Source organism: Delftia sp. WY8, from assembly GCF_018437695.1.
Taxonomy (GTDB): Bacteria; Pseudomonadota; Gammaproteobacteria; order Burkholderiales; family Burkholderiaceae_C; genus Comamonas; species Comamonas tsuruhatensis.
This window is the reverse complement of sequence record NZ_CP049795.1, coordinates 6071261-6084960: the sequence shown is the minus strand read 5'-3', so window position 1 is coordinate 6084960 and position 13700 is coordinate 6071261. Positions and strand designations below refer to the sequence as shown.

The window sequence follows — 13700 nt, the reverse complement described above, 5'->3', positions numbered from 1 at the left end:
CAGGCGCGTCCAGCGGCCATCGCGGCGCCCCAGCATTTCCCCAGACTTCCAGCAACAGCCTCCCGGCAGGCGGTCATGGGCATGCCTACGGTGAACCCAGATGGAAGTTTTGAAGCAACTCGAACCCCTCATGCGCGACATCATCGCGCCCCAGGCCGCGCAGATCGACGAGCAGGCACGCTACCCGCGTGCCGCGCTGGATGCACTGGCGGCAGCCGGCCTGCTGGGCCTGATCAGCGCCAGCGAGGTGGGCGGCCTGGGCAAGGGCCTGGCCGAAGCGGTGCAGGTCGTCGAGCGCATTGCCCAGGACTGCCCCTGCACGGCCATGGTGCTGACCATGCACTACTGCGGCGTGGCGCTGATCGAACCCTTTGCCGACGACCCTGTGCGCCGCGAGATCGCGGCCGGCCGCCACCTCACCACGCTGGCGGTGTCCGAAGCCGGCTCGCGCAGCCATATCTGGGCGCCGACGGGCACGGCGACCGCCGCTGAAGATGTCATCCACCTGAACGCGCTCAAGAGCATGATCACGTCGGCCGGCGAGGCCGATTCCTATGTCTGGATCTCGCGCGCCACGCAGGGCGAGGGCAATACGCTGTGGCTGGTGGACAGCCGGCTGCCGGGCCTGTCCATTCCCGGACGCTTCAACGGCATGGGGCTGCGCGGCAATGCGTCCTCGCCCATCGAGGCACGCAACGTGGGCGTTCCACGCGCCCGCATGCTGGGCGCCGACGGCGAGGGCGAGGCCGTGAAGGGCCGCTATCTGATGCCCTTCTTTCCCACGCTGATCGCCACGACGTCCATCGGCCTGATGCAGGGCGCGCTGCGCCGCGCCGTGGCCCATGTGGCGGGCACGCGCTTTGCGGAAAGCGGCAGCTCGCTGGCCGACCTGCCCACCATCCGCGCCTACCTGGCCCGTGCCCAGCTGCGCCTGGAGCAGGCCCGCCTGCTGCGCGACGATACCGTGGCCGCCGTGCAGGCGGCCCGGGCCGATGCGCGCACCCGCCTGCTGCAGAGCAAGGCCGCAGCCGCCGAGGCCGCACTGGAAGTGACCGACATTGCCATGCGCGTGTGCGGCGGCGCCGCCTTCCGCAAGGAGCTGGGCATAGAGCGCCTGTTCCGCGATGCGCGCGCCGCCTCGGTCATGGCGCCCACCACCGATGTGATCTACGACATGCTGGGCAAAGGCATGTGCGACGCCGCCGCCTGAGCCTGAACGGCAGAACCCGTCGATCGCTTCACCCCTCCTCCCCCATCCAGCAAAGGACTTCCGCATGACGACAACCGCCCCCGTGATCAAGCTCGGCGCCGTGGCCTACGCCCCCAAGGTGATCACCATCTGGGAAGGCTTCAAGGCGTATTTCATCGAGCGCGGCTACTACTTCGACTACGTTCTCTATTCCAACTACGAGTCGCTGACCGAGGCGTTGATGGCAGGCGATGTGCACCTGGCCTGGAACTCGCCGCTGGCCTTTGTGCGCGCCGACCGCATGGCCCGCGCGCGCGGCCTGCGCGTGGAGTCCATCGCCATGCGCGATACCGACCTGGACCTGCATTCGCTGCTGGTCGTGCCCGCAGACAGCCCCATCCAGAGCGTGCAGGACCTGCGCGGCAAGACCGTGGGCTTCGGTGCCGTGGATTCGCCCCAGGCCACGCTGATCCCGCTGGACCATCTGCGCCAGCAAGGGCTGGTGGCCGGGCGCGACTACACGGCGCGCCGCTTTGACGTGCTGGGCGGCAAGCACGGCGACCACATCGGCGGCGAGCGCCTGGCCGCCGCCGCCATGGTGGCCGGCGAGATACAGGCTTCATGGATGGTGGGCAAGAACTACCTGGCCTTTGCGCGCGAAGGCACGCTGCCGGCCGGCGGCACGCGCGTGCTGGCCACCTCGGGCGCCTTCGACCACTGCAACATGACGGCCGGCCCGCACATCGATGCCGGGCGTGCCGCCGCCTTCCGCGACATCCTGCTGGCCATGTCCTGGGACGACGCGGCAGTGCGCCCGCTGCTGGAGCTGGAAGGCCTGAAGGTCTGGCACCCGGGCCGCGGCACGGGCTACGGCCTGCTGGAGCGCGCGGTGACGGACGAGGCCTTCTACGACGCCGAAGGCCGCATCACCGTGCAGGACTACCGTTACTGATACGCGCCATGGCCATGCCTGATTCCGACAGCGGCGCCCTGCCCGCCTCCACCCAGCCCGCCTCCACCCTGCCTGTCATCGACCTGCAGGGCCTGGGCTTCGATGCCGGCGCCCATCTGCTGGTCAAGCACGCGCTGGCCGCCCTGCCCGTGGGCGGGCAGCTGCGCGTGACCGGCAGCGCGCCGGGCTGGCAGGCCCAGCTGTCGGGCTGGTGCAGCGACCAGGGCCATGGCCTGCGCTGGGAGGATGGCGTGGATGCAGCACAGGCCATGGCCATCGTGGCGCGCGGCGGCGCCCAGGCCGGGCGCTGGCGCGGCGCGGCGCAGACGGGCCGCAGCGATGCGCGCTCGGGCGACGGTGCCGTGGCCGCGCAGGCCCAGCCTTTCTGGGGCCTGGCCGCGCGTGGCGCGCAGGTGGAAGCCGGCGCGCCGGCCTTCCATTTCCGGCTCAGCGACAAGCTGCAGGTCTGGACCGGCAGCGCCTCCGACCTCTACGCCCAGGCCGTGGCCGCGCAGTGGAATGCCGACACCGACATCGACTGGAACGACGCACCCGAGCTGCCCGCGCCGGTGGAGGACGCCATCGTCCAGCTCATGACCTACATGGTCGAGAACGAGAATGCGGCCCTGCTGGTGCCTGCGCGCTTCCTCGGCCAGCTGCACCCGCACTACCGCGAACTGCAGGCTGCGCTGGCCATCCAGGTGGCCGACGAGGCGCGGCACATCGATGTCTTCACGCGCCGCATCCGCCGCCACGGCCGCGAGCCCGCGCTGTCCACGGCGGGTGGCCAGGCCTCGCTCAAGAGCCTGCTGGACGAGACGGATTTTTCCGTGGCGGGTTTCCTGCTGTCGGTGCTGGGCGAAGGCACTTTCGTGCACCTGCTGCAGTTCCTGCAGACCGAGGCGCCCGACCCCCTCACACGCCAGATCTGCCGCCTGGCCGCGCGCGACGAGGCGCGCCATGTGGCCCTGGGCATGTCCCACCTGCTGTACCGCCTGCAGCACGAGCCCGGCTTCCAGCACCAGCTGGCCCAGGCCGTGGAGCAGCGCTTCGACAACCTGGCCGGCACCTCGGGGCTGAACGAGGAAGTCTTCGACGCCCTGATCCTCATCGCGGCCGGCACCCTCACTCCCGAGGCCCTGGCCCGTGGCGCCGCCCGCGTGCAGCAGCTCATGCGCGACATGGCAGACGGCCGTTTTTCCAAGCTGCTGCGGCTGGGGTTCGAGCGCGGGCATGCGGAGCGGCTGGCTTCGCTGCATACGCGCAATTTCATGTAGGCACGAGAAACGGACCCGGTGCGCGGTGCCCGGTGGCCATAGGACCGGCGCCGGTCAATCCACGATCAATTTGCTGTTGTTCAGCAGCTGCGTGATGATCTGCTGATCCGTGGCGGCACCCGAATACAGCGTCTGCAGATTCACGCCTTCCAGGATGATCTGCTGGGTCTCGGCCGATGCCGAATAGCTTGCACCCGCCGCATGGGAGTCCGCACCGAAGCCGCCCGTGTGGCTGACATGGACCCAGGTATCACCTCCCGTGATCTCGAAGTGCAGGTAGTCGGCCAGGTTGCCTGCGGCATTGCCGGGGCCTGCGGATTCACCCTGCAGCAGGTCGCGCAGGTCCAGTACATCACCGCCTGCGCCGTTGGCTCCCGCGGCCGCCGTGGCGAAGTTCTGGATTCGGTCCAAGGCCGGTGTTCCCGCCGCCCCCTGGTCTCCCAGCGACCAGGCAAAGACATCCACGAAGTTCTCGCCCGCATCACCGCCGCTCATCAGATCGTTGCCGGGGCCACCGGCCAGCAGGTCCGTGCCCGATCCCGCGTTGAGGGTGTCGTTGCCGCTGCCGCCGATCAGCACATCGGAGCCCGAGTCCGCCGACAGGTTGTCGTCGCCAGCGCCCCCGAAAACGATGTTGTTTCCGCTGCCGGCGTTGATGGTGTTGGCGCCGTTGCCACCGGTGATGTATTCGCTGGCCGAGTTGCCCGTATGGTTGCCGCTCTCGGTCGTGGTGATATCCACGGTCGTATATGAGGCCTTGAGCGTGACCACGGTGGATGTCGATGCCGTGAAGCCGCCGCTCACCTCCGTCGCCGTGACCTGGACCGTGAGATTGGTGGCGTTCGTGGTGTAGCTGCCAGGCAGATTCAGGATGAGATTGGGCAGGTCGGCTTCGGTGAACTGCCAGACACCACCACCCAGGTTCGTGCCCGCATTGAAGGACAGATTGGTGGGCAGTCCACTGATCCTGATCGACAGGGTTTCCGAGCCATCCGTATCCACCAGCTTCGCGGTTATCGGAAACCTGAAGCTGGTCCCGCCTGTGCCGTGTGCGATGGCCAGCAGGGACTTCAGAACAACGACCGAAGAAGCGCTGGCCGCTCCAACCGACAGATTGACCGTGCCGATACTGGTACCGCCGCGCCCATCGCTGACGTCGTAGAGAAAGCTGGCCGGTCCTTCGTAGCCTGCAGCGGGCGTGAACAGCACCCCGCCCGCCTGCGATGCAAGGCTGCCATTGATCGGCGAATGAGCCAAGGTGATGGTCAGGCTGTCGCCGTCGGCATCCGTGTCATTGGCCAGCAACGTGGCAAAGCCGATGCTCCGCGGGATGTCCGTGGCAACCATCCATTGATCTGCCACGGCAACCGGTGCATCGTTCACGGGAGTGACCGTGATGGAAACGGTAACGATGTTTCCCAAGGCCAGCCCATCGCTGGCACGGTAGGCAAAGCTGTCGGAAACCGTCTCGCTGCCGTTGTGGATATAGGTGAAGGTGCCATTGCCGCTCAGCGTCAGGGACCCGTTCGCCGGACCCGTCACCAGCACCGCGACGAGCGGATTGCCGTCAGGGTCCGTGTCGTTGGCCAGCACGCTGGTTGCACCGCTGGCAAGGACCGTGGCCACAGCGCCCTCGGCCACCACTATCGCATCGGATACAGACACTGGCGGTTGATTGCCGGAGGGCGCAGCAGCAACCGTCACCGACACGCTGGCCGTGGCAAAGCCGCCCCTGCCGTCGCCAATGGTGTAGGTGAAGCTGTCGCTGCCGGTGAAGTTGGCGTTCGGCGTATAGACCGGATTGCCCGTGACGGCATCCACGACCACGGAACCGTGGGTGCCCTGGGTGATGCCGGAAACGGTCAGGCTGTCCCCATCCGCATCGCTGTCGTTCCCGCGCACGGCGATGGTGACGGATGTATCGGCATCGGTGGTGGCCGTATCGTTGCCGGCCACGGGCACCCGGTTCACGAAAACACTCAGCGTGCTGGACGCGCCGGTCTGCACGGTGTAGCCGATGGCCAGCGGATGGCCGCCGCTGTAGTTCGCATCCGCCTGGAAAGTGAAGCTGCCGTCTGCCTGCAGCGCGAAGGTCCCGCGCCCCGCCACGTTCCGGGAGCTGCCGGCCGCCACGGTCTGGCCTTCATAGGTGAAGCTGGCGACCACGAGCGCCCCATCGGCATCGGAATCGTTGGACAGCAAATTGCCCGTGCGCTGCCCGGCCGTGTCCACCTGCACGCTGTCGGGCGCAAGCACGCTGGCGTGGCTGCCGTGCGCGGCGGCCGCCGCGTTGGCGCACAGCTGCGCCACGTCCACCCAGCAGGAGCCGCCCGCCTCCAGCGTGGCGCCGACCGCGCAGGCGCTGCCGGGACGCGCGGCCGTCGTGGGAATCGTGCCCGGCACGCCCAGCGGAAAGCAGGTGTTCCACACAGGGTCCGTGATGCCGGTGATTTTCAGCCGTAGCGATGTCTGGTTGCGGTAGACCACGGGCAGGAAGCCCTGCGGCGCTCCAGCGGCGCCCAGGGCGCTCGCCTGCACGGGAATGACAAGCGTCTCGCCCGCAGCCTGGTTGAAGGCTTCCTGCAATTCCTGAATCTGGGCCTGCACCCGCTCGCCCCAGACCGCCGTGGCTGCGGTCATGACAACAGCACCGCCCATGGCCCAGGCACGCAGGCCGACCAGGGAGATCCGCCCTTTTTGCACACCCCGCACAAGGCAGGCCCCCAAGGCCAACGCCAGCAGCGCAAGAGCGCCAGGGTGGTCCACAGGAATCGCCGCCGGCGCCACGGCTGCCAGCGGTGCCGCAGTGATGCTCTGGGCCTGGGCTGCCGGCACGGCACAGGCCACGGCCAAGGCGCCCAACGCCTGTGCGAGCCCCGTGCCACGGGCAAGGAATTGGAAAAGTTGCAGCATGGGTCTGGCCTGGAAGAAAAGATCCGAAGATCCGAACAGGCGGGGAGCGGTCCCCGCCACTGCCTTCAGGCAGGCCACAAATGACTGCGCTGCTGACAATTTCTTACTCTAGACGACGGCCTGCGCAGCGCATATCCCTGAAAGCAGGTAATTGGCCAGCGGGCACCGGCTCTGGCAAGGGCCGCTCGAAGGCCGCACGACCCCTCCAATGCGCCCAGCTCGTCCGACCGCCCGCCCTTGCCTGGCAGGTACCGGCCCAGATCCACCCCGCCCACATGCGGGCCGCATATCACTCGACTTGTGACAACCCTAGAAAACTCAGGGATTTTCTCGCGGGCCTTTGTGATTTTTCCCATCAGAAAAACCGAGCCGCATCAGCGAATTAAGTCAATGGAGCCGGAGAAAGTTTCGCAAAAAGACAAACGCCTGCGCAATCTGACAAGAGAAAGCTTTTCCAAATGTAAACAATTGTTTATTCAGCCTGTAAGATTCCTCCAGTCAATCAGTGTTTCCCATGGGACAGGCCTGCGCCACCCCACAGATGCATTCATCATGAAAATGCATCAATCGAGCAGGATCATTGATTTTTTCATGCAAGAATTCTTACTCAATCCATCTTTTGACGCACAACATCCACGGCCACCCAGATGAGAGCGCATCCAGATTGTGGAGAATAATATCCGACCATCACCAGCGTACTGATCAGGGAAACAATAAAATCAGCCGGGCCGAGCAATTGCTGCAGGCCTGCAAATGGCCGGAGCCGCCGATATATCCATCATTGGTACTCAGGCATATTCAGGAAGCGCAGGCGATTTTCGAATTGCACCGCATGCCTGACCGCGCGGTGTCGTCGCGCATCGCAGCGGCCTTCATCCATTGCCAGCTGGGTGAGGAGCGCAATGCCATTTCACTGGTCACGGCGGCCATGGCCAATCCCGCGCTGCTGCCGCCCGAGGCCCTGGTGCGCGCCACCTATGTGCTGGCGCTGGCGCATGGCCGGCTGGGCGAGCTCGATACCGCCCTGCAATTGATCGAAGGCAAGGACCATGATTTTGCGCAAATGGCGCCCGGAGACAGCCCCTGGCTGCCCGCCCTGATCACCTGGGCCCGGGCGCAAATCCTCTGGAAGGTCTTTCTTTATAAAAACCACCAGGACCTGTGGTGCGGGCCACCGCCCGATTCAGGCCTGGTCCAGCTGGGTGCCGCTGCGCCCGACAGCGCTGCCTTGCAGGACCTGCTGGGGAATGTGGGCCGCCAGCTGCCAGCGGGCCTGGCCTGGCCGTACAGCGAGCTGCTGCGGCTGTCGCTCAAGGGGCTGGAGTCGGGCCGGCGCGAGGCTGCCGCCGTGGTCCGCGCCATTGAGCGCATCGGCATCCACTACCAGGCCAAGAACCCGCCCATTGCAGGCTGGGCCTGGCTCAGCAGTGCGCTGGTGCATTGCAGCAAGCGCCAGTACGGACAGGCGCTGCAGGCCGCCGTACTGGCCAAGTCCACGGCGCAGACCTACCAGTTGGAGGGCCTGCACCGCAATGCGCTGGTCTATGAGTACCACATACAGGAAACGCAGGGCGATTTCGCGGGCGCACTGTCCACGCTGAAGGCGCTGAACATCATGCGACTCAAGAGCATGGCCATCAGTCCTTATCTGGAGAAATCACGATTCACGGCCATGGACGAGGCGCGGTTGCATGACCTGGAACCTGCCTATGTGAAACGCGCCCTTCAATACATAGAAGACAACCTGGACAAGAAACTGCTGGTGCAGTCTATTGCCGACCATTGCCGCGTCAGCCGCCGCACGCTGGAAGTTTCATTTCGCCATAGCCGATCATGCAGCATTGGTGAATATATAAGACAAAGCCGTATCCACCTGGCTGCGGAATCCTTGCTGACCACGGATCAAAGCATAGGACAGATTTCCTCCCGGCTTGGATATTCCTCCCTCTCCACATTTTCCAGGGATTTTTCCGGCCATTATGGGATACCGCCATCGGCCTGGGTTCGGCACCACCGGCTGACGTGATTTGAAAAATCCTGTAATGCATATGACGGGCGTGTATTCAGGCCCTACCGATCACCCGAAGCAACATGCAAAGTAGGACGCAAAGGAAGACGCATGAAATATCTGAAGAATATGAAAACGGGCTCCATGCTGGGTCTGGGTTTCTCGGTTCTCATCCTCATCGCGCTGTCGATTGCGCTGCTGGGCCGAGCGCGGCTGATCCAGGCCTCGGACGATGTCTCCTACCTGGCCGACACGCGCATCACCAGCCTGCTCAGGCTGGTGGAGGTCAAGAGCTCGGTGGAGTTCATCTTCCGCGGCGTGCGCAGTCTGGCGCTGATCGAAGACCCTGCGGAAAAGGCCCTGGCCAAGGCCACGCTGGACACGCAGCGCCAGAAGATAGGTCAGCTCATGGAGCAGTTCCGCGAGGGCCTGACCACGCCGCAGGGCATCGCCCTGTACGACCGCATGAGGAATGCGCGCACCGCCTACCTGCCGCTGCTGGACCAGTTCATGGCCGCGGCCATGCGGCATGACCTGCCCACTGTCTCGGCCATGCTGGGCAGCAGCGGAGAGTTCCGCAGGCAGCAGGACGCGTTCTTTGCCGCCATCAACGACATGCTGGCCCACCAGCAGGTGCGTGCCACGGAAACGGCCCAGGCCACCGAAGGCAAATCGCTGGCCGCCGGCCGGCAGATGCTGTCGCTGGCCCTGGCCTCGCTGTTGCTGGCCCTGGCCTCGCTGTTGCTGGGTGCGCTGGTGGCCTGGGCCATCACCCGCCGCATCAAGGGCCTGCTCGGTGGCGAGCCGGCCTACGCGGCCCAGGTCACGCAGGAAGTGGCCAAGGGCAACCTGGCGGTGAACGTACAGCTGCGCCGGGGCGATACCACCAGCCTGCTGGCCAGCCTGGAGGCCATGCGCGCCAGCCTGGCCGGCATCGTCAGCCAGGTGCGCCACAGCAGCGAATCGATTGCCACGGGCGCCAGCCAGATCGCCTCGGGCAACGCCGACCTGAGCGCTCGCACGGAGGAGCAGGCCGCCAACCTGGAGGAAACGGCCGCCTCCATGGAGCAGATGACCGCCACCATTCAGCAGAACGTGGACACGGTGCGCAGCGCCTCGGGCCTGGCCCAGTCGGCCAGCGCCACGGCCGTGCACGGCGGCGAGGTGGTGCATGGCGTGGTCAGCACCATGGAGGACATCACGCACAGCTCGCGCAAGATCGGGGAAATCATCGGCGTGATCGACGCCATTGCGTTCCAGACCAACATCCTCGCGCTCAATGCCGCCGTGGAGGCCGCGCGTGCCGGGGAACAGGGCAAGGGCTTTGCGGTGGTCGCCTCGGAGGTGCGCTCGCTGGCCCAGCGCTGCGCCAATGCGGCCAAGGAGATCAAGGGCCTGATCAGCGAGAGCGTGGGCAAGGTCGCCGCCGGCTCCCGCCAGGTGGCCGAGGCCGGCAGCACCATGAACGACATCGTCACCCAGACGCACCGCGTGGCCGAACTGATCTCCGACATCGGTGCCGCCACGCAGGAGCAGTCCCAGGGCGTGACCCAGGTCAGCGACGCGGTGCAGCAGCTCGACCAGGTGACGCAGCAAAACGCTTCCCTGGTGGAAGAGTCTGCCGCTGCTGCCGACAGCCTGAACAAGCAGGCCGCGCAACTGGTGCAACTGGTCAGCGTGTTCCGGCTGGATGAGAACGCGACCCGCCCCCAGGCCGCCCTGTCCAAGTCCACGACAGTGGCAGCGGCCGTGCCGGCGCGTGCACAGACCGCCAGGCCGTCTCCCGCGCTGGCCCCTGCCGTGCCCCGCCCCGCCAAGCCCTTGCGCGCGGCAGCGGCTGCGGCCTCCAGCGCGCCTGTGGCGCTGCCCGCCAAGGCGGCAACACCCCGCCGCGCCACGGCGGCCGGAATGGCCGAGATGGCCGAGGCCGATGAGTGGGAGCAGTTCTAGAACAGGCTCAGCGCATCACCAGGCCGCCATCGACGAACAGTACCTGTCCCGTCATGAAGCCGCTCAGTTCCGAGGCCAGGAACAGCACCGGCCCCGCCACGTCTTCGGGGCTTGCCAGGCGGCGCAGCGGCGTGGCGGCCATCAGCGATTCGCGGAAGGACTCGCGCGTGTCCTGGGTGCCCTGCGTGGGATAGACCAGGCCCGGCGCGACGCAGTTGACGCGTATGCCCACGGGCCCCAGTTCGCTGGCCAGGTTGCGGCTGAAGGCCACCAGCGAGGCCTTGGCCGTGGTGTAGTCGTGGTAGGGCACGACGGGGTGCTCCACCAGGTTGCTGGCGATGTTGACGATGCTGCCCCGCGCACGCTGGCGCATCTGCGGCAGCACGGCGCGGCAGACATTGAAGGCCGCGCCCACGGCACCGTCGTACTGGGCTTGGTAGTCGCTCCAGTCCAGGTCGTCGAAACGGCTGCGCCGCTCGGGATCGAAGGCATAGGGCCTGAAGGCGTTGTTGACCACGATGTCGATGGCGCCGGCCTCGCGCGCGATGGCCTCGGCCATGGCCTGGACGGCAGGCTGCGAGCCTACATCGGCCTTGATGGCCCAGGCATCGCCTCCGGCCTGCTTGCCCGCAGCCTGGCAGGCCGCCACGGTGCGGGCGGCGGCAGCGTCGTTGGACAGGTGGTTGACCGCCACGAGGGCGCCCTCGCGCGCGAAGGCGGTGGCAATGGCTGCGCCTATGCCGCGGCCGGCGCCGGTGACCAGCACCACCTTGCCTTGCAGTCCCAGGGAAGACGGCTGTGCCATCTCAGGCCCCGGGCAGCAGGCTGGTGTCCACCACGTCGGACACCTTGATCTGCCTTTGCACCATGCCCAGCGCGCGGTAGGCGTCGGCGCCCTTTTGCAGGGCGGCCAGGTCGAAGCTGCCCAGCGGCTTGCCAGCCTGCAGCGGCTGCGAAGACGCATTGCGCAGGCGGATCACGTCCAGGTTGATGTCGCGCTGCGTGCCGTCGATGGCGTGCTTGCCGGCCAGCGTGGCGGCTTCCTCGGGGTTGGCCATCATCCAGGCGGCGCTGTCGCGGTAGCCCTTGAGGAAGGCGCGCAGCAGGTCCTTCTTGTCGCGTAGCGTGTCCTCGCGCACCACGAACATGTCGCTGGAGATGTTGAGGTGGTCGCGCACCTGCATCACATCGACCTCGCCAATGCCTTTGCGCAGGCCCACGGCAAGGCCGGTGTCGGTGGCGGCCGTGGCATCGACCTGGCCCTGCATCAGCGGCGCGAAGTTGAGCAGGCCGGTGACGACGATGGTCACGTCCGACTCCTTGAGGCCGGCCTGGTGCAGCATCACCAGCAGGTTCTGGCGCGTGCCGCTGGACAGGCTGTAGACGCCGATCTTCTTGCCCTTGAGGTCCGCCGGCTTGCGGATGCCCGCCGACTTGAGCGAGACCACGTTGAACACGTTCTGCGGGTAGATGTCGTAGATGGCGACCAGCTTCTCGCCCTTGTCCAGCGCCATGAAGAAGGAGCCGGGATCGGTGAAGGCCACATCGGCCTGGCCGCTGAGCATGTTGCGGATGGCGTCGCCGCCGCCCGCGCCGGGCAGATAGGCCAGCTCCACGCCCTGGGCCTTGAAGAAGCCCTTGTCGGGCTCGGCCAGGACGTTGGTGATCTCGCTGATGGGCTTGCTCCAGCCGGCCAGGCGGATCTTGCCCTGGGCGGGCGCGGCCGCTGCCGAGGTGCCGGCCAGAGTCAGGCCTGCCAAGCCTGCCAGGCCAGCGGTGGCGCCCAGCAGGCTGCGGCGGGTGAGGAAGGGGGATTGCGGTGTGTGCATGGCGCTTGGGGAAAAGGTTTCGGAAGTGTTCAGGATGGTCAGGCGGCGCGCGAGCGCAGCAGCCGGCGCTCCAGCACCAGGCAGGCCTGGTACAGCAGCAGGCCCATGGCGGCGATCAGCACCAGGGCGGCGAACATGAGGGTGGTGTCCATCATTCCCTGGGCGGCAATGACCACGGCGCCCAGGCCCCGGCTGGCGCCCATGAATTCGGCCACCACGGCGCCGACCAGGGCCAGCACCACGGCCACGCGCAGGCCCGCAAGAATGGCGGGCAGGCCCGTGGGCAGCTTCAGGCGCAGCAGCGTCTGCAGCCGCGTGGCGCCCAGCATGCGAAACAGCTGCAGCCGCTGGGCATCGACCTGGCGCAGGCCGGTCAGGGTGTTTTCCATCAGCGGGAAAAAGCAGATCAGCGCCGTGATCAGCACCGTGGGCAGCATGCCGAAGCCGAACCACAGCACGAACAGCGGCGCCAGCGCCAGCTTGGGCACGACCTGGCTGACCACCACGTAGGGCTTGAGCACACGCTCGAGCAGCTCGGATTCAGCCAGGGCCATGCCCGCCAGCAGGCCGATCGCGCTGCCGGCCGCCAGCCCCAGCAGCAGGGCCTGGAGCGTCGCCCAGATGTGCGGCCAGAAATAGCCCGTGGCCAGCCCCGTCCACAGCGATGCCGCAATGGCCGAGGGCGCCGGCAGCACCAGGGCGGACAGGCCCCATTGCCGCACCAGCAGCTCCCACAGGCCCAGCAGGACCAGCGCCAGCGCGGCGGCCAGCAGGCGGGCATGGAACAAGGACACCGTCATGCCGCCGTCCTGTCCAGGGCTGCGCGCACGCGGGCGCAGTGTTCGTTGAACGCCGGCCCGTGGCGCATGGCCTGGGTGCGCGGCGCGGGCAGATCGACCGCCATATCGGCCACGATGCGCCCGCCGTGCATGAGGGCGATGCGGTCGCCCAGGTAGACGGCCTCGTTGATGTCGTGGGTGACGAAGAGCACCGTGGTGCCGCGCTCGCGGCAGGTGCGCAGCAGGTCGTCCTGCAGCTCGGCGCGCGTGATGGCGTCCAGCGCGGCAAAGGGCTCGTCCAGCAGCAGCAGCGGCGGATCGAGGACCAGCGCCCGCGCCAGCGCCACGCGGCTTTGCTGCCCGCCCGAGAGATGGCGCGGATGGCGCTGCGCATGGCTGGCCAGGCCCAGCTGCTGCAGCAGCGCCAGGGCGCGTTGCTCGTCCTGCGGCGCGGGCCGCCTTTGCAGCGACACGGGCAGCAGCACATTGCCCAGCGCCGTATGCCACTCCAGCAGCGTGGGCGCCTGGAACATGAAGCCCAGCTGCGGGCCGGGCTCGGCCAGCTCGGCGCCGCGCAGCAGGATGCGGCCCGACTGCGGCCTGAGCAGCCCCGCCGCCAGCTTCAGCAAGGTGGTCTTGCCGCAGCCGCTGCGGCCCAGCAGGCAGTGGACCTCACCGGCCTGCACGCGCCAGTCCACGCCGTCCACCACGGGCGGGCGGCCCGGGTAGGTGAAGACCACTTGCTCGACATCGAGAAACGCCATGGTTGCAGCCCCGTCCGTCCCCTCTTGCAGGTTCGCCAT

Annotated in this window: 11 protein-coding genes; 6 read left to right on the top strand and 5 right to left on the bottom strand. The window is 67.2% G+C overall.

Annotation, left to right across the window (positions count from 1 at the left end; genetic code table 11):
* Positions 1-100: 100 nt before the first annotated feature.
* From G4D77_RS27840 to G4D77_RS27830, 3 genes are all read left to right on the top strand, one after another.
* Positions 101-1210 (top strand): acyl-CoA dehydrogenase family protein, encoded by a 1110-nt coding sequence (locus G4D77_RS27840; RefSeq protein WP_026062547.1) that lies wholly within the window; start codon positions 101-103, stop codon positions 1208-1210.
* A gap of 64 nt (positions 1211-1274) precedes the next feature.
* Entirely contained in the window at positions 1275-2141 is an 867-nt protein-coding gene (locus G4D77_RS27835) for a phosphate/phosphite/phosphonate ABC transporter substrate-binding protein (protein ID WP_016450660.1), read from the top strand.
* A gap of 8 nt (positions 2142-2149) precedes the next feature.
* Positions 2150-3418 carry a ferritin-like domain-containing protein gene (locus G4D77_RS27830; protein WP_213757812.1) on the top strand — a complete coding sequence of 423 codons (1269 nt, stop codon included), beginning with the start codon at positions 2150-2152 and terminating at the stop codon, positions 3416-3418.
* A gap of 54 nt (positions 3419-3472) precedes the next feature.
* Here G4D77_RS27830 and G4D77_RS27825 read toward each other — a convergent pair whose 3' ends face one another.
* The gene (locus G4D77_RS27825; RefSeq protein ID WP_154834035.1) at positions 3473-6331 is read right to left on the bottom strand and encodes a midcut-by-XrtH protein; all 2859 of its coding nucleotides are present in this window, start codon (positions 6329-6331) and stop codon (positions 3473-3475) included.
* 300 nt (positions 6332-6631) lie between these two features.
* Here G4D77_RS27825 and G4D77_RS27820 point away from each other — a divergent pair, with 300 nt between their 5' ends.
* The 3 genes from G4D77_RS27820 (at position 6632) to G4D77_RS27810 (ending at position 10289) form a co-directional block, all read left to right on the top strand.
* The gene (locus G4D77_RS27820) at positions 6632-6982 is read left to right on the top strand and encodes a hypothetical protein (RefSeq protein ID WP_128422723.1); all 351 of its coding nucleotides are present in this window, start codon (positions 6632-6634) and stop codon (positions 6980-6982) included.
* Positions 6951-8357: a helix-turn-helix domain-containing protein gene (locus tag G4D77_RS27815; protein WP_227740973.1), complete on the top strand. Its 1407-nt coding sequence runs from the start codon at positions 6951-6953 to the stop codon at positions 8355-8357. Before G4D77_RS27820 ends, G4D77_RS27815 begins: the two co-directional genes overlap by 32 nt.
* 93 nt (positions 8358-8450) lie before the next feature.
* Entirely contained in the window at positions 8451-10289 is a 1839-nt protein-coding gene (locus tag G4D77_RS27810) for a methyl-accepting chemotaxis protein (RefSeq protein ID WP_154834034.1), read from the top strand.
* A gap of 7 nt (positions 10290-10296) precedes the next feature.
* On the opposite strand, the gene G4D77_RS27805 is transcribed toward G4D77_RS27810, so the two are convergent.
* The 4 genes from G4D77_RS27805 to G4D77_RS27790 are packed head-to-tail and all read right to left on the bottom strand — an operon-like array spanning position 10297 to position 13700.
* Positions 10297-11094 (bottom strand): SDR family oxidoreductase, encoded by a 798-nt coding sequence (locus tag G4D77_RS27805; protein WP_154834033.1) that lies wholly within the window; start codon positions 11092-11094, stop codon positions 10297-10299.
* Position 11095: 1 nt separating this feature from the next.
* Entirely contained in the window at positions 11096-12118 is a 1023-nt protein-coding gene (locus G4D77_RS27800; RefSeq protein ID WP_154834032.1) for an ABC transporter substrate-binding protein, read from the bottom strand.
* Between the two features lie 38 nt (positions 12119-12156).
* Positions 12157-12918, bottom strand: a complete 762-nt coding sequence (locus tag G4D77_RS27795) for an ABC transporter permease (RefSeq protein ID WP_016450562.1) — start codon at positions 12916-12918, stop codon at positions 12157-12159.
* Positions 12915-13700, bottom strand: coding sequence for an ABC transporter ATP-binding protein (locus tag G4D77_RS27790; RefSeq protein ID WP_016450563.1), 786 nt, complete (start codon positions 13698-13700; stop codon positions 12915-12917). Before G4D77_RS27790 ends, G4D77_RS27795 begins: the two co-directional genes overlap by 4 nt.